Source organism: Streptomyces pallidus (ex Mingjun et al. 2026), from assembly GCF_051550185.1.
GTDB lineage: Bacteria > Actinomycetota > Actinomycetes > Streptomycetales > Streptomycetaceae > Streptomyces.
Map to the genome: position 1 here is coordinate 1,607,247 of NZ_CP196181.1, position 20,710 is coordinate 1,627,956.

The window sequence follows — 20,710 nt, forward strand, 5'->3', positions numbered from 1 at the left end:
CGGCACCACAGCACCGCAACACCAGAGCACCGCAGCACCGCAGCACCGCCCCTCACGTATCCGAACGCACCCGCGCACCCCTCAGCGCACCCTCAGCCAGCGCTCTCCCCCGGCCCCGCCCGGGAGGACCCCAGGAGGCAACACCGTGAAGGACATCCTGGACGCGATCCAGTCCCAGGCCGCCACCGCCGCAGACTTCGCGGCCCTTCCGCTCCCCGACTCGTACCGCGCGATCACCGTGCACAAGGACGAGACGGAGATGTTCGCCGGACTCCCGTCCCGCGAGAAGGACCCGCGCAAGTCCCTGCACCTCGACCAGGTCCCGGTGCCGGAACTCGGCCCGGGCGAGGCCCTGGTGGCCGTCATGGCCTCCTCGGTCAACTACAACTCCGTGTGGACCTCGATCTTCGAGCCGCTGTCCACCTTCGGCTTCCTGGAGCGCTACGGCCGCGTCAGCGAGCTCACCAAGCGCCACGACCTGCCGTACCACATCATCGGCTCCGACCTCGCGGGCGTCGTCCTGCGCACCGGCCCGGGCGTCAACGCCTGGCAGCCGGGCGACGAGGTCGTCGCGCACTGCCTCTCCGTCGAGCTGGAGTCCTCCGACGGCCACAACGACACGATGCTCGACCCCGAGCAGCGCATCTGGGGCTTCGAGACCAACTTCGGCGGCCTCGCCGAGGTCGCGCTGGTCAAGTCGAACCAGCTGATGCCGAAGCCGGCCCACCTGAGCTGGGAGGAGGCCGCCTCCCCCGGCCTGGTCAACTCCACCGCGTACCGCCAGCTGGTCTCCCGCAACGGCGCCGGCATGAAGCAGGGCGACAACGTCCTGATCTGGGGCGCGAGCGGCGGACTCGGCTCGTACGCCACGCAGTTCGCCCTCGCCGGCGGCGCCAACCCGATCTGCGTCGTCTCCTCCCCCGAGAAGGCCGACATCTGCCGGAAGATGGGCGCCGAGGCGGTCATCGACCGCAACGCGGAGGGCTACAGGTTCTGGAAGGACGAGCGCACCCAGGACCCGCGGGAGTGGAAGCGCTTCGGCTCGAAGATCCGTGAGCTGACCGGCGGCGAGGACATCGACATCGTCTTCGAGCACCCGGGCCGCGAGACCTTCGGCGCCTCCGTCTACGTCACCCGCAAGGGCGGCACCATCACCACCTGCGCCTCCACCTCGGGCTACATGCACGAGTACGACAACCGCTACCTGTGGATGTCCCTCAAGCGCATCATCGGCTCCCACTTCGCCAACTACCGCGAGGCCTGGGAGGCCAACCGCCTCATCGCCAAGGGCAAGATCCACCCCACCCTGTCGAAGGTCTACTCCCTGGAGGAGACCGGCCAGGCGGCGTACGACGTCCACCGCAACCTCCACCAGGGCAAGGTCGGCGTGCTCTGCCTCGCCCCCGAGGAGGGCCTGGGCGTCCGCGACCAGGAGATGCGCGACAAGCACATCGACGCCATCAACCGCTTCCGCAACATCTGACCCACCTGACTCAACCAAAACACCGGAACACCCGAACCGCCGTCGGACCGATCAAGGGCCAAAGGGACAGCCTGAGATGACAGAGCGCCAGAAAGACCGTCCGTGGCTCATGCGGACCTACGCCGGCCACTCCACGGCCGAGGCGTCCAACGAGCTCTACCGCCGCAACCTCGCCAAGGGCCAGACGGGCCTGTCGGTCGCCTTCGACCTGCCGACCCAGACCGGCTACGACCCCGACCACATCCTCGCCCGCGGCGAGGTGGGCCGGGTCGGGGTCCCGGTCTCCCACCTCGGTGACATGCGGCGGCTGTTCCAGGACATCCCCCTGGAGCAGATGAACACCTCGATGACGATCAACGCCACCGCCATGTGGCTGCTGGCGCTCTACCAGGTGGCCGCCGAGGAGCAGGGCGCGGACATCTCCAAGCTCCAGGGCACCACCCAGAACGACATCGTCAAGGAGTACCTCTCGCGCGGGACGCACGTCTTCCCGCCCGGGCCCTCGCTCCGCCTGACGACCGACATGATCGCGTACACGGTCAACCACATCCCCAAGTGGAACCCGATCAACATCTGCAGCTACCACCTGCAGGAGGCGGGGGCCACCCCGGTCCAGGAGATCAGCTACGCGATGGCCACCGCCATCGCCGTGCTGGACTCGGTGCGCGACTCGGGCCAGGTGCCCGACGACCGGTTCGGCGAGGTGGTCGCCCGTATCTCCTTCTTCGTGAACGCGGGCGTCCGCTTCATCGAGGAGATGTGCAAGATGCGCGCCTTCGGCCGCATCTGGGACCAGATCACCCACGAGCGGTACGGCATCGAGAACCCCAAGCAGCGCCGCTTCCGCTACGGCGTCCAGGTCAACTCGCTCGGCCTGACCGAGGCCCAGCCGGAGAACAACGTCCAGCGCATCGTCCTCGAGATGCTGGCCGTCACCCTCTCCAAGGACGCCCGGGCCCGCGCCGTGCAGCTGCCCGCCTGGAACGAGGCCCTGGGCCTCCCCCGGCCCTGGGACCAGCAGTGGTCGCTGCGCATCCAGCAGGTCCTCGCCCACGAGAGCGACCTGCTGGAGTACGAGGACATCTTCGCCGGCTCGCACGTCATCGAGGCCAAGGTCGACGCGCTGGTCGCCGACTGCCTCGCCGAGATCGACCGGATCCAGGAGATGGGCGGCGCCATGGCCGCCGTCGAGTCCGGCTACCTCAAGTCCCAGCTGGTCGCCTCGCACGCCGAGCGCCGCGCCCGGATCGAGGCGGGCGAGGACAAGATCGTCGGAGTGAACTGCTTCCAGCAGACCGAGCCGAACCCGCTCACCGCCGACCTGGACGGCGCCATCATGACGGTGGACGGGGCGGTGGAGGCGCTGACCGTCGAGCGCATCGGCCGCTGGCGGGCCGAGCGCCAGGAGTCCTCCGACCGGCAGGGCGGCGGCGACCCGTTCGTCTTCCCGACGGTCGGCCAGGCCCTGGACCGGCTGAAGGAGGCCGCCGCCGGGACCGAGAACCTGATGGAGGCCACCCTCGAATGCGCCCGGGCCGGTGTCACCACCGGTGAGTGGGCGAACGCCCTGCGCGAGGTGTTCGGTGAGTTCCGCGCCCCCACCGGGGTCTCCTCTGCCCCGGTGGCCGTCGCCGCCGAGGAGGGCACGCCGCTGGCCCTGGTCCGCGAGAAGGTCGCCCGGACCGCCGAGGACCTGGGCTCCGGACGGCTGCGCCTGCTGGTCGGCAAGCCCGGCCTGGACGGGCACTCCAACGGCGCCGAGCAGATAGCCGTCCGCGCCCGCGACGCCGGTTTCGAGGTGGTCTACCAGGGCATCCGGCTGACGCCCGAGGAGATCTCCACGGCGGCGCTGGCCGAGGACGTGCACTGCGTGGGACTGTCCATCCTGTCCGGATCGCACAGCGCTCTCGTCCCGGACGTGCTGGAACGCCTCCGCACGGCGGGGGCGGGTGACATACCCGTCGTCCTCGGCGGCATCATTCCGAACGCCGACGCCATCGCGCTCAAGGCGGCCGGAGTCGCCGCCGTCTTCACACCCAAGGACTTCGGTATCACGGAGATCATCGGCCGTATCGTCGACGAGATCCGGAAAGCGAACAAGCTCGACCCTCTGGAGGTCCCCGCATGACCACGCCCACCTCTCCCGTGAACCGGCTGCGGCCGCGCCGCTCCTGCCTCGCGGTGCCGGGCTCGAACCCGCGCTTCCTGGAGAAGGCCCAGGGCCTGCCCGCCGACCAGGTCTTCCTGGACCTGGAGGACGCCTGCGCCCCGCTCGCCAAGGAAGGCGCCCGCCTCACGATCGTGGACGCGCTGAACAACGGCGACTGGACCGGCAAGACCCGGGTCGTGCGCGTCAACGACTGGACCACCCACTGGACGTACCGCGACGTCATCACGGTCGTCGAGGGCGCGGGCCAGAACCTGGACTGCATCATGCTGCCGAAGGTCCAGGACGCCCAGCAGGTCGTCGCCCTGGACCTGCTGCTGACGCAGATCGAGAAGACGATGGGCTTCGAGGTCGGCAAGATCGGCATCGAGGCGCAGATCGAGAACGCCAAGGGCCTGGTCAACGTCGACGGGATCGCCGCCGCCTCGCCGCGCCTGGAGACGATCATCTTCGGCCCGGCCGACTTCATGGCCTCGATCAACATGAAGTCGCTGGTCGTGGGCATGCAGCCGCCCGGCTACCCGGCGGACGCCTACCACTACATCCTCATGCGGATCCTGATGGCGGCCCGGACGCACAACCTCCAGGCGATCGACGGCCCCTTCCTCCAGATCCGCGACGTGGACGCCTACCGCGAGGTCGCCGGGCGCGCCGCGGCGCTGGGCTTCGACGGCAAGTGGGTGCTGCACCCGGGCCAGGTCGACGCGGCCAACGAGGTCTTCTCCCCCTCCCAGGAGGACTACGACCACGCCGAGCTGATCCTCGACGCGTACGAGTGGTGCACCTCGGAGGCGGGCGGCAAGAAGGGCTCGGCGATGCTCGGCGACGAGATGATCGACGAGGCCAGCCGCAAGATGGCGCTGGTCATCGCGGGCAAGGGCCGGGCGGCCGGCATGCAGCGGACCACCAAGTTCGAGATCCCGGAGGCCTGAGGTCATGCAGTTCGGACGCACCTACGAAGAGTTCGAGGTCGGGGCGGTCTACAAGCACTGGCCCGGGAAGACGGTCACCGAGTACGACGACCACCTCTTCTGCCTGCTGACCATGAACCACCACCCGCTCCACATGGACGTGAACTACGCGGAGAACACCACGGACTTCGGCAAGAACGTGGTGGTGGGCAACTACATCTACTCGCTGCTCCTCGGCATGTCCGTGCCGGACGTCTCCGGCAAGGCCATCGCCAACCTGGAGATCGAGTCCCTGCGGCACGTCGCCCCGACGTTCCACGGCGACACGATCTACGGCGAGACCACGGTCCTGGACAAGACCCCGTCGAAGTCGAAGAGCGACCGCGGGATCGTCCACGTCGAGACCAAGGGCTACAAGCAGGACGGCACCCTCGTCTGCGTCTTCCGGCGCAAGGTGATGGTCCCGACCGAGACGTACATCAAGGAGCGCGGCGGCGAGCAGCCCGGCCGGCCCGAGCTGAAGGAACAGGGGAAGTAGCCATGGCACGACTCGCCCAGACCGCCGGGCTGACCGACGTCCAGCAGGAGATCCTCAAGACCGTCCGCGAGTTCGTGGACAAGGAGATCATCCCGGTCGCGACCGAGCTGGAGCACCGCGACGAGTACCCGCAGCAGATCGTGGACGGGCTCAAGGAGCTCGGCCTCTTCGGGCTGATGATCCCGGAGGAGTACGGCGGTCTCGGTGAGTCGCTGCTCACCTACGCGCTGTGCGTGGAGGAGATAGCGCGCGGCTGGATGTCCGTCTCGGGCATCATCAACACCCACTTCATCGTCGCGTACATGCTCAAGCAGCACGGCACGCAGGAGCAGAAGGACCACTTCCTCCCGCGGATGGCGCTGGGCGAGGTCCGCGGCGCGTTCTCGATGTCGGAGCCGGGGCTGGGCTCCGATGTGTCGGCGATCACGTCCAAGGCGGTCAAGGACGGCGACGAGTACGTCCTGAACGGCCAGAAGATGTGGCTGACGAACGGCGGCACCTCGACGCTGGTGGCCGTGCTGTGCCGGAGTGACGAAGGACACCCGGAGGGCACGGCCCCGCACAGGTCGATGACGACCTTCCTGGTGGAGAAGGAGCCGGGCTTCGGCGAGGTCCGGCCGGGCCTGACCATCCCGGGCAAGATCGACAAGATGGGCTACAAGGGCGTCGACACGACCGAGCTCATCATGGACGGACTGCGCATTCCGGCCAATCGGGTCCTGGGCGGGGTCACCGGCCGAGGGTTTTACCAAATGATGGACGGCGTCGAGGTCGGCCGCGTGAACGTGGCGGCCCGTGGCTGCGGCGTTGCGCAGCGTGCGTTCGAGCTCGGTGTCTCTTACGCCCAGCAACGTCACACTTTCGGGAAGCCGATCGCCCAGCACCAGGCCATCCAGTTCAAGCTGGCCGAGATGGCTACCAAGGTCGAGGCGGCCCATGCCATGATGGTCAACGCAGCACGCAAAAAGGACTCCGGGGAGCGAAACGACCTCGAAGCAGGGATGGCGAAGTACCTCGCCTCCGAGTACTGCAAGGAGGTGGTGGAGGACGCGTTCCGCATCCACGGCGGTTACGGTTTCTCGAAGGAATACGAGATCGAGCGCCTCTACCGCGAGGCTCCCATGCTGCTGATCGGTGAAGGTACCGCCGAGATCCAGAAAATGATCATCGGGCGACGCCTGCTCGAGGAGTACCGACTCCAGGGCTGAAAGTCCCTTTTGCGGCGAATCCTCCAGGGGTTCGCCGCGAAAGAATCACTTGCAGTGACTGGCTGACGGGCATCGACTCGGCTTCTGGCTTGCCCAGTTGTCGCGCGCAACCGATAGCATTCCAGTAAAGCCGCCGTCCCGTCCCCCTGTTTGCGGCGCGGCAATCCACCGCTACGAAGGTCATCCATGCCCCACAGCCAAACCTCTGCACCTCGCGACAGCCTCCTGGGCGTACGCCTCGCGCGCGGAGCATCGCCGTGGCTTCTGCCGACCGTCGCCACCGCGGCGCTCAGCCTCGCCCGGGCCCGCAAGTCCGGACGCTGGGCCGCCGCGGCCGTGCCCGCCACCGCGCTCGCCGCGGGCATGCTGTGGTTCTTCCGCGACCCCGAGCGGGAGATCGCCCAGGGCCGCGTCATCTCGCCCGCCGACGGTGTGGTGCAGAGCATCATGCCGTGGAAGGACGGGCGGACCCGCGTCGCGATCTTCATGAGCCCGCTGAACGTCCACGTCAACCGCGCGCCGCTGGCGGGCACGATCACGTCCGTGGAGCACGTCCCCGGCGGGTTCGTCCCGGCCTTCAACAAGGAGAGCGAGAACAACGAGCGCGTCGTCTGGCACTTCGACACCGAGCTCGGCGACATCGAGATGGTGCAGATCGCCGGCGCCGTCGCGCGCCGCATCGTCCCGTACCTGCCGGCCGGAACCAAGGTGGAGCAGGGCGAACGCATCGGTCTGATCCGCTTCGGCTCCCGCGTCGACATCTACCTCCCCGAGGGCGTCGAGGTCGCGGTCGAGGTCGGTCAGGCCACCACCGCGGGGGTGACCCGAATTGACCGTGACTGACCCTGAAACTCCCACCACACCGTCGGGTGGATGGGTGCCCGAGGCCGCGGAGGAGGAGCCCGCCGAAGACGACATGCCGCTCTCGCTGCGGCTGTCGATAGCGGACACCCTCACCCTCGGTAACGCGACCTGCGGATTCATGGCGGTGTACTTCACCACCACCGGGATCCTCATCCCGCACCTCACCGGCAGCGGCGAGTCCGGCATGGCCCGGCACAGCGCGGCGACCGCGGTGATACTGATGCTGCTCGCGGCGGTCTTCGACCTCTTCGACGGCATCGTCGCCCGCAAGCTGCGCAGCTCCCCCATGGGCGCCGAGCTGGACAACCTGTCCGACCTGATCAGCTTCGGCCTCGCGCCGGCGTACTTCGTGCTGGTCTACGGCATGGTCGCCGACGACGCCCACCAGAAGGTGTCCGCGCTCGCGGCCATCGTGGTGCTGCTGGCCGTGGTGCTGCGGCTCGCCAGGTTCAGCTGCGTGACGATGAAGGACGGCATGTTCCAGGGCATGCCGAGCCCCTTCGGTGCGCTCACGGTCGTCTCGGTCGTGCTGCTGGAGCTGCCGTTCGTCCCGACGCTGCTGGCGATCATCGGTGTGGCCTGGCTGATGGTGAGCCGGGTCGAGTACCCGAAGCCGCGGGGCGTCCTCGCGGTGGCGATGCTCAGCTGGATCGTCTCGGCCATGGGCCTGCTGGCGGCCTGGGCGTTCGACGCCCCCGGCGGCCAGCTGCTGCTCCAGACCGGCTGCGCCCTCCAGATCGCGCTCGCGGCCACCATCCCGCTGTTCGCGACCACCCGCCGGGCGAACACGTTCCGCCACAACCGGCGCGAGGCGCGGGCGGCCCAGCTGCCGTAGCGCTGCCCCCGCTCCTGCGACGAAGGCCCCGGGTCCCCGACCCGGGGCCTTCGCGTTGCCCGGAGCCGAGGCGGGAGGACGGGGCTCCGTGAGCGGCGGCGTAAGGTTGATGTCGGAAAACCGCCAGCCCGGGTGGGCGTGGGCCGGAATGCTGGAGCCATGTACACCGACACCGAGCGTTGCGTGCGGGCCGTGCAGTCGAAGGACGCCCGGTTCGACGGGTGGTTCTTCACCGCCGTCCGGACCACCGGGATCTACTGCCGGCCCAGCTGCCCCGCCGTGCCCCCGAAGGTCGAGAACATGACCTTCCTGCCCAGTGCCGCCGCCTGCCAGCAGGCCGGGTACCGGGCCTGCAAACGGTGCCGGCCCGACAGCTCCCCCGGCTCCCCGGAGTGGAACGCCCGCGCCGACGCCGTCGCCCGGGCCATGCGGCTCATCCGGGACGGCGTCGTGGACCGCGAGGGCGTACCGGGGCTCGCGACGCGGCTCGGGTACTCCACCCGGCAGGTCGAGCGACAGCTGAACGCCGAGCTCGGGGCCGGGCCCCTCGCCCTCGCCCGGGCCCAGCGGGCGCAGACCGCCCGGCTGCTGATCGAGACCTCGGGCCTGCCGATGGGCGACGTGGCCTTCGCCGCCGGATTCTCCTCGATCCGGACCTTCAACGAGACCGTGCGCGAGGTGTACGCCCTCGCCCCCGGCGAGCTGCGCGCCCGGGCCGCCGGCCGCCGGAGCTGCCCGTCGCAGCCGCGGATCCCCGGATCGATCAGCCTGCGGCTGCCCTACCGGGCCCCACTCAACCCGGACAACCTCTTCGGCCACCTCGCCGCCACCGCCGTCCCCGGCGTCGAGGAGTGGCGGGCCGGCGCCTACCGCCGGACCCTGCGGCTCCCCTACGGCACCGGGGTCGTCGCCCTGACCCCGCAGCCCGACCACGTCGGCTGCCAGCTCGCCCTCACCGACCTGCGCGACCTGACCCTCGCCATCAGCCGCTGCCGCTGGCTGCTGGACCTCGACGCCGACCCCGAGGCGGTGGACGGGCAGCTACGCTCCGACCCGCTGCTCGCCCCGCTCGTGGACAAGGCACCCGGGCGCCGGGTCCCGCGGACCGTCGACGCGGCCGAGTTCGCCGTACGGGCGGTCCTCGGCCAGCAGGTCTCCACCGCGGCGGCCCGGACGCACGCCGCCCGGCTGGTGACCGCGTACGGCGAGCCCGTGGCCGACCCCGACCCCGAGGGCGGGCTCACCCACCTCTTCCCCTCGCCCGAGGCGTTGGCCGCCCTGGACCCGGAGCGGCTCGCCCTGCCGCGCAGCCGCCGCACCACCCTCACGACCCTGGTCGCGGCCCTGGCCGACGGCTCGCTGGCGCTCGGCGTCGACAGCGACTGGGAGGCCGCCCGCGCCCGGCTCGCCGCCCTGCCCGGCTTCGGCCCCTGGACCACCGAGGTCATCGCCATGCGGGCGCTGGGCGACCCCGACGCCTTCCTGCCGTCCGACCTGGGGCTGCGGAAGGCCGCCGCGGAGCTCGGGCTGCCGGCCACCCCCGGGGCGCTGACCGCCCGCGCGGCCGGCTGGCGGCCCTGGCGCGCGTACGCCGTCCAGTACCTGTGGGCCACCTACGACCACCCGATCAACCACCTCCCCGTCTGAGGAGCACGCAGCACCATGACGCACACCAAGCAGCACACCGTCGTCGACAGCCCGTACGGCCCGCTCACGCTCGTCGCCACCGACGGGGTCCTCAGCGGCCTGTACATGACCGGGCAGCGGCACCGCCCCGCCGAGGAGTCGTTCGGGGAGCGGGTCGCCGCGGCCGAGGAGCCGTTCCCCGAGGTGGTGCGGCAGCTCTCCGCGTACTTCGCCGGGGAGCTCACCGAGTTCGACGTGCCGATGCGCCTGGAGGGCACCGACTTCCAGCGCAGCGTCTGGGACCAGCTGGTGCGCATCCCGTACGGGCAGACCTGGTCGTACGGGGAGCTCGCGGCCAGGCTCGGCAAGCCGAACGCCTCGCGGGCGGTGGGCCTGGCCAACGGCAGGAACCCGATCGGCATCATCGTCCCCTGCCACCGCGTCATCGGCGCCTCGGGCGGCATGACCGGCTACGGCGGCGGCCTCGAACGCAAGGTCCGCCTCCTGGAGTTCGAGTCCGGCGGGACGACCGCCGCCCCGGAGCCGCAGGGCCTCTTCTGATCCGCGGGTGATCCGCGCGGCGGTGCGGCCGGCTAGTACCGCGCTCGGAAGGGTCTGCCGGCCACGGGCTAGATGTATTGCCCTGTGAGGTTGGGGACGCGGCTGGAGGGTGGCTTGCCTTCGAGTGCGGTGTGTCCGCGGTGGTGATTGTAGGAGTGCAGCCACTGCGGGAATGCCTCGCGCCGTTCGGTCTCTGACCGGTAAGGGCGGGCGTAGGCCCACTCGTCGAGGAGGGTGCGGTTGAAGCGTTCGACCTTGCCGTTGGTCTGGGGCCGGTAGGGCCGGGTTCGCTTGTGGGCGATCCCGGCCGCGGCCAGGGTGTCCCGCCAGGTGTGGGAGCGGTAGCAGGAGCCGTTGTCGGTCAGGACCCGTTCGACGGTGATCCCGGCGTCGGCGAAGAATGCCTGTGCGCGGGTCCAGAACGCGGTGGCGGTCTCCTTGGTCTCGTCGGCCAGGATCTCGCTGTAGGCCAGGCGGGAGTGGTCGTCGACGGCGGTGTGGAGGTAGCTGTAGCCGAGGTTGGGGCGGCCGTGGGCGGTGCGGGGCCGGGCGGGGTCCCGGTGTGCCGAGCTGTTGCGCCCGCCGCGGGCACGGCCGAGGGTTCTGTGGCCGCCGCCGTCGGGGATGTTGCCGAGCTTCTTGATGTCCACATGGACCAGTTCCCCGGGCCGCTCGCGTTCGTAGCGGCGTATGGGCCGGCCGGTGGCCCGGTCCAGGTGCGCCAGGCGGGCCAGGCCGAACCGGGCCAGGACCCGGTGGACGGTCGAGGGCACCAGCCCCAGCAGATACGCGATGCGGGCCGGGCCCCACCGGCGGGCGAGACGGACCTTGATGATCCGGCGCTCGGTGCGGGTCGGCGTGCGGCGAGGGCTGTGCAAGGGGCGGGAGGACCGGTCTGCCATGCCGGCCTCACCCAGGGCCCGGTAGCGGACCGCCCACCGCTGGGCCGTGGTCGGCGAGACCCTGAAACGCTCGGCTGCCCTCCGCAAGGGCCAGCCGTCCTCGACGACGCAGCGGGCCAGGCGCAGACGACCGGTCTCGGTCAGGGGTGCATTACGGTGGGGCATGAGGGCCTTCTGTCGTTCGGTGGAGATGTCGCAATCCACACCGAACCCGGAAGGCCCTCACCCGTTCAAGATGCTCCAACCGAGACCTGCATCACCTGTACACAACCTCCCCGGACAGAACAGCTAGACCACGGCCAGGGGCACCAGCAGTGCGAAGGCCGCGCCCGCCTCGACCGCGTACGGGAACAGCGAGGGGTGCTGGACGGGGGCGGCGAGCAGGACCACGCTCTGCCGGGCGGCGGCCGCCTCCACCCAGTCGGCGTCCGCCCCGAGGTTGCCCTGGTACCAGCCCTCGCAGGGGCCGGGGCCGGAGACGGCGAGCAGGTCGTCCTCTCGGCGGTAGAGGGCCCGCCAGCCCTCGGCCGGACTGGCCCAGCCGTCGAAGTCGGTGAACAGGGCCCAGCCGCCCTCGCGTATCGCGGTGTCGAACAGCCACACCGGCGTCCCGTCGGGGGCGACCTCGCCGCCCTCCTGGCTGTCGGTGGTGAAGTGGACCATGGGCAGGGCGTCCGGCCCGTCGGCCGTGCTCGGCCACGCGTACATCGTGATCATCGGATGATTGTGTCCTGCTCTGGGTAAGCCCCGCGTCACCGACCCGGTGTCAGGAGGCGTCGGGACGACGGCCGTTCTCCAGCTCCACGGTGCCCTCGCCGGACGCCAGGACCCGGCACGCCTCCACGGCGCGCAGACCGAGGGAGCCGAGGAGGTGCACGGGGAGCTCGGCGGGCTCGACGAGCCGCCAGGAGAGCAGCTCCTCCTCCTGCAACCGGACCGCGGCGAGCTGCGCCTCGTCGAGGACACCACCGTCGTAGAGGTAGGCCACCAGCGGCGGCCGGCCCGGGCCGAGCGTCCAGTCCACGGCGAGCAGCCGGCCGAGCGGCACGTCGAGACCGATCTCCTCGGCGGTCTCGCGGCGTGCGGCGGCCCGCGGCGACTCGCCCCGGTCGGACTCGATGGTCCCGCCCGGCAGCGCCCAGCCCTCGCGGTAGTTGGGCTCGACGATCAGCACCCGACCGCGCACGTCCCGGAAGAGGGCGGCCGAGCCGGCCAGGACCCGGGGCAGGCTCGCGATGTAGGTGGCGTAGTCATCCGTGGTGGTCACCCGGCCACCCTATCGAGCGCGGGAGCAGAGGGGTGCACGGGAGGGCGCGGACGGTCGGGGCGGCCGGTTTCGGCACCGGGTCCCGCTGCGCGGCGGCGAGGCCAGGGCGGCCAGATGACGATCACACGTGAGTGATATTCTGACCACCCGTCCAGGACCTGGCGCTGGGTGACCACCGGCACACATCAAAGGTCTTGGGGCCGGAGTGCAACTTTCCGGCCGACCGCACTTCTCCGGCCGGCCGCATGCGACCAGCAAGAGCGTCGGCGCGTCAGCCGACGCTCTTTCGCGCTCAGATATCGAGGACAGGCGAACCAGCCATGCACAACGCAGCAGCCTCGGCAGGGGGCGGGACCGCCCGGCCCGCTCCCGTGCTCTCGGTGGTGATCCCCATCTACAACGAGCAGGAGGCGCTGCCCCTGACGGTGGCCCGCCTGCGCCCGATCCTGGACGGCCTCGGTGTCGACTACGAGGTGGTCGGCATCGATGACGGCAGCACCGACGCCACCCCGGTGATCATGCAGAAGATACGCCAGGAATGGCCCGAACTCCGGATCGTGCGTTTCGCCCGCAACTCCGGTCACCAGGCTGCGCTGACCGCGGGCATCCACCGGGCGCTCGGCCAGTACGTGGTCAGCATCGACGCGGACCTCCAGGACCCGCCGGAGAAGATCGTGGACATGTTCACGCTCGCCCGGGACGAGGACCTCGACATCGTCTACGGCGTGCGCGGCGACCGCGGCACCGACACCTTCTTCAAGCGGCGTACGGCGGGCGCCTATTACTGGCTGATGCGGAAGCTGGTCGGCAAGAACATGCCCAACCAGGCCGGAGACTTCAGGCTGCTGAGCCGGGCCGCCGTCGACGCGCTGAAGTCGCTGCCCGAGCACCAGCCGGTCTACCGCCTGCTCGTGCCGTGGCTCGGATTCAACAGTGGAGAGGTCGTCTACGTCCGTGAGGAGCGGGTCGCCGGCAGCACCCACTACCCGCTGTCCAAGATGATCCGGCTCGCCCTCGACAGCATCACCAATTTCTCCGCGGCGCCTCTGCGGCTCGCCACGTGGCTCGGCCTGACGAGCTTCCTGGTCTGCTTCGCCCTGGCGATCTACACCACGCTGCAGTACACGTTCGGCTCGACCGTGCCCGGCTGGTCCTCCCTCTTCATGGGGATGCTCTTCATCGGCGGTGTCCAACTCGTCTGCGTGGGCCTGCTCGGCGAGTACATCGGCCGCATCTACTCGGCCGTACAGGCGCGTCCGGCCTACTTCGTCGGCTACGACTCCGCGGAGGAGGCCCCAACGGCCCAGCCGCGGGCCTCCGAATACGCGGCCTGATTAGACAGCCGCTCAGCCGACGCACAGCAGGTAGGAAAAACGGCATGGGTACCACTGACGGCGTCGCCCTCGAGCGCCCCACCCCCTCGGCACGGCGGCACGTCGGCCCCCACCCGGCGGAGGGCGTCGGAAGACCTGGCGCGGCCGCCCTCCGGCGGTTCCTGCCCGGTATCACGGCGTACGTCTTCCTCGTGGGGCTGCTGCTGCACGCCGACACTCCGGCGAGCGATGTCGCGCGGTACACCGGCTACGTGCTGTGGGGTGTCCTCCTGCCCGGCACGCTGGTGTTCCGGGCGCTGCGCCGCCGCCCGCACAACCTGATCGAGGACCTCGCGTACGGGGCGGTCACCGGCCTGGTCCTGGAACTGGCCGCCTGGTTCGCCCTGGTGCGTCTGGGCGCCCAGTCGTACGCCACCGCCTGGCCCCTCGCGGTGGTGATCCCGTTCGCCGCGGTGCCGCGGCTGCGGCGCCACTGGCGGCCCCGCGGCTACCGCAGCACATCCGCGGGGTGGTCCTGGTCCGTGGCCGGAACGGTCATGCTCACCGGCGTCTACTTCCACCAGGTGTTCCTGGCCCGCTTCCCGGTGGTGCCCTCCGGGGAGGCCGGCCGGATCTTCGGCGACATGCCGTACATGCTGTCGCTCGCCGCGAACGCGAAGCAGCACGCTCCGCTGACCGTCCCACAGGTCGCCGGTGAACCGCTGTACTACCACTGGCTCTCCTTCGCCCACATGGCGATGACCGACATGGTCGGGCACATCGACCTGCCGGTCGTCGAGTCCCGGCTGATGGTTCCGGCACTGGCTGCGCTCAGCACGGTGATCACCGCGGTGGTGGCCCGCCGGCTCACCGGTCGCGCCTGGGCGGGCCCGCTGGCCGCGCTACTGGTCTTCGCGGTCGGCGAGTTCACCGCGATGTACCCGAACAACGTCAACACCTGGACTCTGGGCGCACCGGCCGTCCGGCTGATGTTCTGGTCGAGCCTGTCCCTGGCGTACAGCCAGCCGCTGCTCGTCGCCCTGCTGGGCGTGGTCGGCGAGGCGTTGCGGCGAGGCGGCCGCACCGGGGAGGCCGGTGGCGGGGAGGGCCGCGACCGTGCCCCGCGGTTCGGGCGCGGGGTGTTCGTCCTGACCGCCCTGTTCGCCATGGCCTCCAGTGCGGCCAAGGCGAGCACCCTGCCGGTGGCCCTTGCCGGGCTGGCGCTCGCCGGCGTCGCCGTGCTGATCGGCACCCGCCGTGTCCCGTGGACCGTCGTCGGGCTGGGGGCGATCCTCGCCGCGGCCCAGCTCTTCGCCACGGCAGTCGTCTTCCACTTCGAGAGCTACGGCTTGCAGGTGCTGCCGTTCAGCAACGTCGACCAGTTCTGGGCCGATCCCGGGGACGCGCGCCCGGCCGCGTTCCAGGCGCTGGTGGTTGCGGCCACGCTGTTCGCCTTCGTGCTGAACCACCATGTCAAGCTGCTCGGCATGGTCCCGCTGCTCGGGCGTCGCCGGCTGCGGCTGGAACCGGTCCAGTGGTTCCTGCTCGGCGCCGCGGTCGCCGGCCCGGCCGCCTACCTCGCGGTCAACGGCTACAACTCCAGCTACTTCACCATCGCCGCCCTGCCCTTCGGTGCCGTCCTCTCCGCCTGGGGCTACTGCGAGCTGTTCGAGCGGGCGGCACTGCCCGGGCGCGCCAAGGCCGCGCTCGCCGTCGCCGCCCTGGCCTTCGCCGCCGTCCTCACGTTCGCGATCCACCGCTATTCGGAGAGCTGGGCGCGGTTCGTCCGGCGGGTCTGCGACGACCCGGACGGCACCACGTCGTACGCGCTCCTCCTGCCCGCGCTCGGCGCAGCCGCCGCACTGGCCGTGTGCGCACTGGTCGGCGCGGTGCTCTGGTGGGCGGCCGGCCGGATCCGCCCGGCGCTGCGCGGCCGGGGCGGTGTCGTCCTACTGACCGCGGCCCTCACCGTGGGCACCCCCGGGCTCGTGCACGACGTGCTCCAGTCCCGCCAGGAGGTCTGGGCGGGAACCTGGGTGCTGCCGGGCACCCAGGTGGAGGCGGCGCGCTGGGTCCGGGCACACAGCGACCCGGCGGACGTCCTGGTCACGAACAGCCACTGCTGGGAGTTCGAGGACTACGCCAACGGGCCTGACTGCACCAACGTCCGCTCGCAGTGGCTCAGCGGCTACTCGGAGCGGTCGGTACTGATCGAGGGGTGGGCATACGCTCCGCGGGCCGTCGCGCTGACGCGGGGTGGCACGGCTTACGACGGCCCGTTCTGGGACCAGGAGCTGTTCCGTCTCAACGAGGACGCGGTCTACCGGCCGAGCGAGGCGGGCCTGCGGCGGCTCCGCGAGCGGCACCACGTGCGCTACGTGGTCGTGCACCGTCCGACGGGCCCGGAGTCGCCGCACCTCCGCGAGCTCGCAGAGCAGGTCTTCGACAACGGCCGGGTGTCCGTCTACCGGCTTTCGTGATCCGGGCCGCCGCCGGACTCCCGCACCCCGCGGTTCGGTAGGGAACGCCCCCCTTTGGGGGCCTGGGGTGCGGCGTGTGGCGCAGGCCACCCATGGGCATTAGAGGATCCTCCGGATAGGCTCATGGGGGCGCGACTGCACGTTCGAAAGCAAGGGATAGCAAGGTGACGGACGGAGCAGTAACTGGTGCCGCGCGCGTGCTCATCGCCGCGGACAAATTCAAGGGCTCGCTCACGGCCGTTCAGGTCGCCGAGCGGGTGACGGCCGGGCTCCGCAGGGCCGTACCGGGCGTGGAGGTCGAGACCCTCCCCGTCGCGGACGGCGGCGACGGCACGGTCGCGGCCGCCGTCGCGGCCGGGTTCGAGCGCCGGGAGGTACGGGTCACCGGGCCCCTCGGCGAGCAGGTCACGGCCGCGTTCGCGCTGCGCGACGGCACCGCCGTGGTCGAGATGGCGGAGGCCTCCGGGCTGCAGCTGCTGCCGCCGGGCGTCTTCGCCCCGCTGACGGCGACGACGTACGGCTCGGGCGAGGTGCTGAAGGCCGCGCTGGACGCGGGTGCGCGCACCATCGTCTTCGGCGTGGGCGGCAGCGCCACCACCGACGGCGGCGCGGGCATGCTGGCCGCCCTCGGCGCGGTGTTCCTGGACGCGGACGGCGCACCGGTCGGCCCGGGCGGCGGCGCGCTGGCCCGGCTGGCCTCGGCGGACCTGTCCGGCATCGACGCGCGCTTCGCGGAGGTGGACTTCGTCCTGGCCAGCGACGTGGACAACCCGCTGACGGGCCCGAAGGGCTGCGCGGCGGTGTACGGCCCGCAGAAGGGCGCCTCCCCGCAGGACGTGGCGGCGCTGGACGCGGCGCTGGCGCACTACGCGCTGGTGCTGGAGCAGGCGGTCGGACCGAAGGCCGCCGAGCTGGCGGCGTCGCCGGGCGCGGGCGGCGCGGGCGGCATCGGGTACGGGGCGCTGCTGCTCGGTGCGAGCTTCCGGCCCGGCATCGAGCTGATGCTGGAGGTGCTGGGGTTCGCCCCGGCGCTGGAGCGGGCCACGCTGGTCATCACCGGCGAGGGCTCGCTCGACGAGCAGACCCTGCACGGCAAGGCCCCGGCCGGGGTCGCGGCCGCGGCCCGGGCGGCGGGCAAGGAGGTCGTCGCGGTGTGCGGGCGGCTCCTGCTGGAGCAGTCGGCGCTGCAGGCGGCGGGCATCCGCCGGGCGTACCCGCTGACGGAGCTCGAAGCGGACCCGGCGAAGTGCATCGCGAACGCGGGCCCGCTGCTGGAACGGGTCGCGGCCACCATCGCGGCCGACACCCTCTGAGCCGCCGTCCCCGCAATCCCGCATGCGTTGTGCGTGCATGCGTGCCCGAGCCCGGCGCCCCGACCCAGGGGTGCCGGGCTCCGGTGTGTGCGCGGCGGCCGCGCCGGCCCGCAGCGGAGTGTCGGCCGGGTGGCTCGACGCGGGGGTCGGCGGAGGGGGCGGTGCTCCGTATGTACGAGTGCGGCGGTATGTACGAGTGCGGCGCGGTCGCCGGCGCGGGCCGTCGGCCGGCGTTGCGGTCGCGGGGCGGGCGGAGCCCGGACCGCCCGCCGCCGGTGGGCCGCCGGGCGGGCGGTGGGGTCCGGCGGCCGGGCGGGCTTCCGCAGGGGTCTCGGCAGGGGCGGCGGGGGCGTCCGTACAGCGGGCGGCGCCGGGTTCGCGGCCACGCGCGGAAGGCGGGGACAGTGTTAGAAATGGCTCATGACCGGACGTTTTGGTCGGCCGCGCGGGGAGTCGCCGCCCCGGCTGTCGACCGAGCTCGACCCGGGACTGCTCGCGCGCATCTCCCGGGGTGCCCGCAGCGTCGCCGGTCAGGTCTTCGCGCTCCAGGCTTCGCTGGTGCTGCTGCTGATCACCGCCGCCGCGCTGGCGCTGGTGTTCCAGGCCCGCTACGACAGCGAGCGCGACGCCCGGAACCGCTCCCTCGCGGCCGCCGAGGCCTTCGCCCACGCGCCCGGCCTGCCGGCGGCCCTCGACTCGTCCGATCCGACGCGCGCCCTGCAGTCGCTGACGGAGGGGGCCCGCCGGGGCGCGGGCGTCGACTTCATCGCCGTGACGAGCACCAACGGGATCCGCTACACCGACTCGCGGCCGGAGCTGATCGGCTCGCGCGCCGGCGGTGACCTCTCCCGCGCGGTCTCCGGGGAGTCGTTCACCGAGCGGTTCCGCGGGGAGCCCAGCGACGCCGTCCGTGCGGTGGTGCCCGTGCGGGACGCGCACGGGATGGTCGTGGGCCTGGTGGCCACCGGGATAGAGGTGAAGAAGGTCTCGGACGTGGTGGAGGGGCAGCTGCCGCTGCTGCTGGGGGCGGCGGGGGCCGCTCTGCTGCTGGGCACGGCCGGCGCGGCGCTGGTCAGCGGGCGGTTGCGGCGCCAGACCCGGGGCCTGGGCGCGGCCGAGATGGCCCGGATGAACGAGCACCACGAGGCGGTGCTGCACGCCGTCCGCGAGGGTGTCCTCATCATCAGCGCCGACCACCGCCTGCTGCTGGCCAACGACGAGGCGCGGCGCCTGCTGGACCTGCCGCCGCAGGCCGAGGGCAGTAACGTCACCGACCTCGGCCTGGACGCCCGCACCACCTCGCTGCTGCTGTCCGGGCGGGTCGCCACCGACGAGGTGCACCTGGCGGGTGACCGGCTCCTCGCCGTCAACGTGCGCCCCACCAAGCCGTACCGGGGGCGGCCCACCGGCAGCGTCATGACGCTGCGCGACTCCACGGAGCTCGCCGCGCTCTCCGGCCGCGCCGAGGTGGCCCGGGAACGGCTCCAGATGCTGTACGAGGCGGGGGTGCGGATCGGGACCACGCTGGACGTGGTGCGCACCGCGGAGGAGCTGACGGAGGTCGCGGTGCCCCGGTTCGCGGACTTCGTGACGGTGGAACTGCTGGAGCCGGTGCTGCACGGCGACGATCCCGAGCTCACCGCCGGCATGCACTCGGAGATGCGGCGGGCGGCGATGGACGGGGTCCGCACGGACCAGCCGCTGCAGCCGGTGGGCGACCTCATCCGGTTCGACGTGCCGACGGCCCCGATGGCGGCGGCCCTGAACGCCGGGCGGGCGGTGCTCGCGGCGGACCTCGACGCGGCGATGGGCTGGCGGGCGCAGGACGAGGCGGGCACCCGGCAGGCCCTGGAGTACGGGCTGCACTCGCTGATCTCGGTGCCGCTGCAGGCCCGCGGCGTGGTGCTGGGCATGGCGAACTTCTGGCGGGCGGCCGCCACGCCGGACGCGTTCGACGAGGAGGACCTGTCGTTCGCGGAGGAGCTGGGGGCCCGGGCGGCGGTCTCCATCGACAACGCCCGCCGCTACACGCGGGAGCACGCGACGGCGGTCACCCTGCAGCGCAGCCTGCTGCCGCGGGTGCTGCCCGACCAGAGCGCCGTGGACGCGGCCTTCCGGTACCTGCCGGCGAAGGCGGGGGTGGGCGGTGACTGGTTCGACGTGATCCCGCTCGCGGGCACCCGGGTGGCGCTGATCGTCGGCGACGTCGTGGGCCACGGGGTCCACGCCGCGGCCACCATGGGGCGGCTGCGGACCGCCGTGCACAACTTCTCCACCCTCGACATGCAGCCGGACGAGCTACTGGGCCACCTGGACGAGCTGATCGACCGGATCGACCAGAACGAGTCCGCGGCCGCCGCCGGCCCGGACGCCGACGACCCGGCGGGCGAGGCGGCCGCGGTGACCGGCGCGACCTGCCTGTACGCGGTCTACGACCCGGTGTCCGGCAGTTGCACGATGGCCAGCGCGGGGCATCCCGGGCCCGCGCTGGTGTGGCCGGACGGCCGGGTGGAGTTCCCGGAGCTGCCGGTCGGCCTGCCGCTCGGGGTGGGCGGCATGCCGTTCGAGGCGGTGGAGCTGCGGCTGCCGGAGGCGAGCCGGCTGGTGCTGTTCACCGACGGCCTGCTGGAGGACCGCGACCGGGACTTCGACGCCGGCCAGGTGCTGCTGGCCGACGCCCTCTCCCGGCGCGGCCGCAACCCCGACCAGGCCTGCGCCGACGTGCTGGACGCGCTGCTGTTCCCGGCGCCGAGCGACGACATCGCCCTGCTGATCGCCGACACCCGGCGGCTGGAGGCCGACCGGATCGCCGAGTGGGAGGTGCCCGCGGACCCGGCGGCCGTCTCCCGGGTGCGGGGGGCGAGCGCCCGGCAGCTGGCCGCGTGGGGGCTGGAGGAGATCGCGTTCGCGGCCGAGCTGATCCTCAGCGAGCTCGTCACCAACGCCATCCGGTACGGGAACGCCCCCATCCGGGTGCGGATCCTGCGGGACCGCCAGCTGATCTGCGAGGTGTCCGACGCCAGCAGCACCTCCCCGCACCTGCGGTACGCGGCCACCACCGACGAGGGGGGCCGGGGCCTGTTCCTGGTGGCCCAGTACGCGGACCGCTGGGGCACCCGCTACACCGAGCGGGGCAAGGTGATCTGGGCCGAGCTGTCGCTCACGAACGGAGGCGGGCCCGCCGTCCCCACCCCCGACCTCGACGCCCTGGAGGACCTGGCCTGGTGAACCGTACGCCGTCG

At 71.8% G+C, this 20,710-nt stretch carries 16 protein-coding genes; 13 read left to right on the plus strand and 3 right to left on the minus strand.

Annotated features, from left to right (window positions below):
* Window positions 1–145 precede the first annotated feature (145 nt).
* From ccrA to ACSHWO_RS06970, 9 genes are all read left to right on the plus strand, one after another.
* On the plus strand, window positions 146–1,483 hold the full coding sequence (gene ccrA, locus ACSHWO_RS06930) for a crotonyl-CoA carboxylase/reductase (protein WP_361092031.1): 1,338 nt from the start codon (window positions 146–148) through the stop codon (window positions 1,481–1,483).
* Window positions 1,484–1,559: 76 nt separating this feature from the next.
* Window positions 1,560–3,611 (plus strand): protein meaA, encoded by a 2,052-nt coding sequence (locus ACSHWO_RS06935; RefSeq protein ID WP_404235227.1) that lies wholly within the window; start codon window positions 1,560–1,562, stop codon window positions 3,609–3,611.
* A complete protein-coding gene (locus ACSHWO_RS06940) occupies window positions 3,608–4,582 on the plus strand; it encodes an HpcH/HpaI aldolase/citrate lyase family protein (RefSeq protein ID WP_438310456.1) in 975 nt (324 codons plus the stop codon). Before ACSHWO_RS06935 ends, ACSHWO_RS06940 begins: the two co-directional genes overlap by 4 nt.
* Before the next feature lie 4 nt (window positions 4,583–4,586).
* Entirely contained in the window at window positions 4,587–5,099 is a 513-nt protein-coding gene (locus tag ACSHWO_RS06945) for a MaoC family dehydratase (RefSeq protein ID WP_385804905.1), read from the plus strand.
* A gap of 2 nt (window positions 5,100–5,101) precedes the next feature.
* Window positions 5,102–6,307, plus strand: coding sequence for an acyl-CoA dehydrogenase family protein (locus tag ACSHWO_RS06950; RefSeq protein ID WP_404235231.1), 1,206 nt, complete (start codon window positions 5,102–5,104; stop codon window positions 6,305–6,307).
* 186 nt (window positions 6,308–6,493) lie between these two features.
* Window positions 6,494–7,150 (plus strand): phosphatidylserine decarboxylase, encoded by a 657-nt coding sequence (locus tag ACSHWO_RS06955; RefSeq protein ID WP_385804906.1) that lies wholly within the window; start codon window positions 6,494–6,496, stop codon window positions 7,148–7,150.
* A gap of 34 nt (window positions 7,151–7,184) precedes the next feature.
* Window positions 7,185–8,006 carry a CDP-diacylglycerol--serine O-phosphatidyltransferase gene (gene pssA / locus ACSHWO_RS06960; RefSeq protein ID WP_361092013.1) on the plus strand — a complete coding sequence of 274 codons (822 nt, stop codon included), beginning with the start codon at window positions 7,185–7,187 and terminating at the stop codon, window positions 8,004–8,006.
* Window positions 8,007–8,165: 159 nt separating this feature from the next.
* Entirely contained in the window at window positions 8,166–9,653 is a 1,488-nt protein-coding gene (locus ACSHWO_RS06965; protein ID WP_438310458.1) for an AlkA N-terminal domain-containing protein, read from the plus strand.
* Between the two features lie 15 nt (window positions 9,654–9,668).
* On the plus strand, window positions 9,669–10,193 hold the full coding sequence (locus ACSHWO_RS06970; RefSeq protein WP_361092007.1) for a methylated-DNA--[protein]-cysteine S-methyltransferase: 525 nt from the start codon (window positions 9,669–9,671) through the stop codon (window positions 10,191–10,193).
* Between the two features lie 68 nt (window positions 10,194–10,261).
* Here ACSHWO_RS06970 and ACSHWO_RS06975 read toward each other — a convergent pair whose 3' ends face one another.
* From ACSHWO_RS06975 to ACSHWO_RS06985, 3 genes are all read right to left on the minus strand, one after another.
* Window positions 10,262–11,260 carry an IS481 family transposase gene (locus tag ACSHWO_RS06975; RefSeq protein ID WP_438310459.1) on the minus strand — a complete coding sequence of 333 codons (999 nt, stop codon included), beginning with the start codon at window positions 11,258–11,260 and terminating at the stop codon, window positions 10,262–10,264.
* Window positions 11,261–11,383: 123 nt separating this feature from the next.
* Window positions 11,384–11,812: a hypothetical protein gene (locus tag ACSHWO_RS06980; RefSeq protein ID WP_361092004.1), complete on the minus strand. Its 429-nt coding sequence runs from the start codon at window positions 11,810–11,812 to the stop codon at window positions 11,384–11,386.
* 49 nt (window positions 11,813–11,861) lie between these two features.
* Entirely contained in the window at window positions 11,862–12,362 is a 501-nt protein-coding gene (locus ACSHWO_RS06985) for an NUDIX hydrolase (RefSeq protein ID WP_361092001.1), read from the minus strand.
* A gap of 320 nt (window positions 12,363–12,682) precedes the next feature.
* On the opposite strand from ACSHWO_RS06985, the gene ACSHWO_RS06990 reads away from it, so the two are divergent.
* The 4 genes from ACSHWO_RS06990 (at window position 12,683) to ACSHWO_RS07005 (ending at window position 20,696) form a co-directional block, all read left to right on the plus strand.
* The gene (locus ACSHWO_RS06990; RefSeq protein ID WP_438310461.1) at window positions 12,683–13,696 is read left to right on the plus strand and encodes a glycosyltransferase family 2 protein; all 1,014 of its coding nucleotides are present in this window, start codon (window positions 12,683–12,685) and stop codon (window positions 13,694–13,696) included.
* A gap of 44 nt (window positions 13,697–13,740) precedes the next feature.
* Complete coding sequence (locus ACSHWO_RS06995; protein ID WP_438310463.1) at window positions 13,741–16,155, plus strand: hypothetical protein; 2,415 nt, start codon at window positions 13,741–13,743, stop codon at window positions 16,153–16,155.
* Between the two features lie 164 nt (window positions 16,156–16,319).
* Window positions 16,320–17,468, plus strand: a complete 1,149-nt coding sequence (locus ACSHWO_RS07000) for a glycerate kinase (RefSeq protein ID WP_438310464.1) — start codon at window positions 16,320–16,322, stop codon at window positions 17,466–17,468.
* A gap of 420 nt (window positions 17,469–17,888) precedes the next feature.
* Window positions 17,889–20,696, plus strand: coding sequence for a SpoIIE family protein phosphatase (locus ACSHWO_RS07005; RefSeq protein ID WP_438310465.1), 2,808 nt, complete (start codon window positions 17,889–17,891; stop codon window positions 20,694–20,696).
* Window positions 20,697–20,710 lie beyond the last annotated feature (14 nt).

Excerpts from the sequence above, each read along its gene's own strand:
- ACSHWO_RS07005 (WP_438310465.1), top strand. The coding sequence starts at position 17,889 with ATGACCGGACGTTTTGGTCGGCCGCGCGGGGAGTCGCCGCCCCGGCTG.
- ACSHWO_RS06940 (WP_438310456.1), top strand. The coding sequence starts at position 3,608 with ATGACCACGCCCACCTCTCCCGTGAACCGGCTGCGGCCGCGCCGCTCC.
- ACSHWO_RS06980 (WP_361092004.1), bottom strand. The coding sequence starts at position 11,812 with ATGATCACGATGTACGCGTGGCCGAGCACGGCCGACGGGCCGGACGCC.
- ACSHWO_RS06990 (WP_438310461.1), top strand. The coding sequence starts at position 12,683 with ATGCACAACGCAGCAGCCTCGGCAGGGGGCGGGACCGCCCGGCCCGCT.
- ACSHWO_RS06975 (WP_438310459.1), bottom strand. The coding sequence starts at position 11,260 with ATGCCCCACCGTAATGCACCCCTGACCGAGACCGGTCGTCTGCGCCTG.
- ACSHWO_RS06965 (WP_438310458.1), top strand. The coding sequence starts at position 8,166 with ATGTACACCGACACCGAGCGTTGCGTGCGGGCCGTGCAGTCGAAGGAC.
- ACSHWO_RS06950 (WP_404235231.1), top strand. The coding sequence starts at position 5,102 with ATGGCACGACTCGCCCAGACCGCCGGGCTGACCGACGTCCAGCAGGAG.
- ACSHWO_RS06955 (WP_385804906.1), top strand. The coding sequence starts at position 6,494 with ATGCCCCACAGCCAAACCTCTGCACCTCGCGACAGCCTCCTGGGCGTA.
- ACSHWO_RS06935 (WP_404235227.1), top strand. The coding sequence starts at position 1,560 with ATGACAGAGCGCCAGAAAGACCGTCCGTGGCTCATGCGGACCTACGCC.
- ACSHWO_RS06945 (WP_385804905.1), top strand. The coding sequence starts at position 4,587 with ATGCAGTTCGGACGCACCTACGAAGAGTTCGAGGTCGGGGCGGTCTAC.
- ACSHWO_RS06995 (WP_438310463.1), top strand. The coding sequence starts at position 13,741 with ATGGGTACCACTGACGGCGTCGCCCTCGAGCGCCCCACCCCCTCGGCA.
- ACSHWO_RS06970 (WP_361092007.1), top strand. The coding sequence starts at position 9,669 with ATGACGCACACCAAGCAGCACACCGTCGTCGACAGCCCGTACGGCCCG.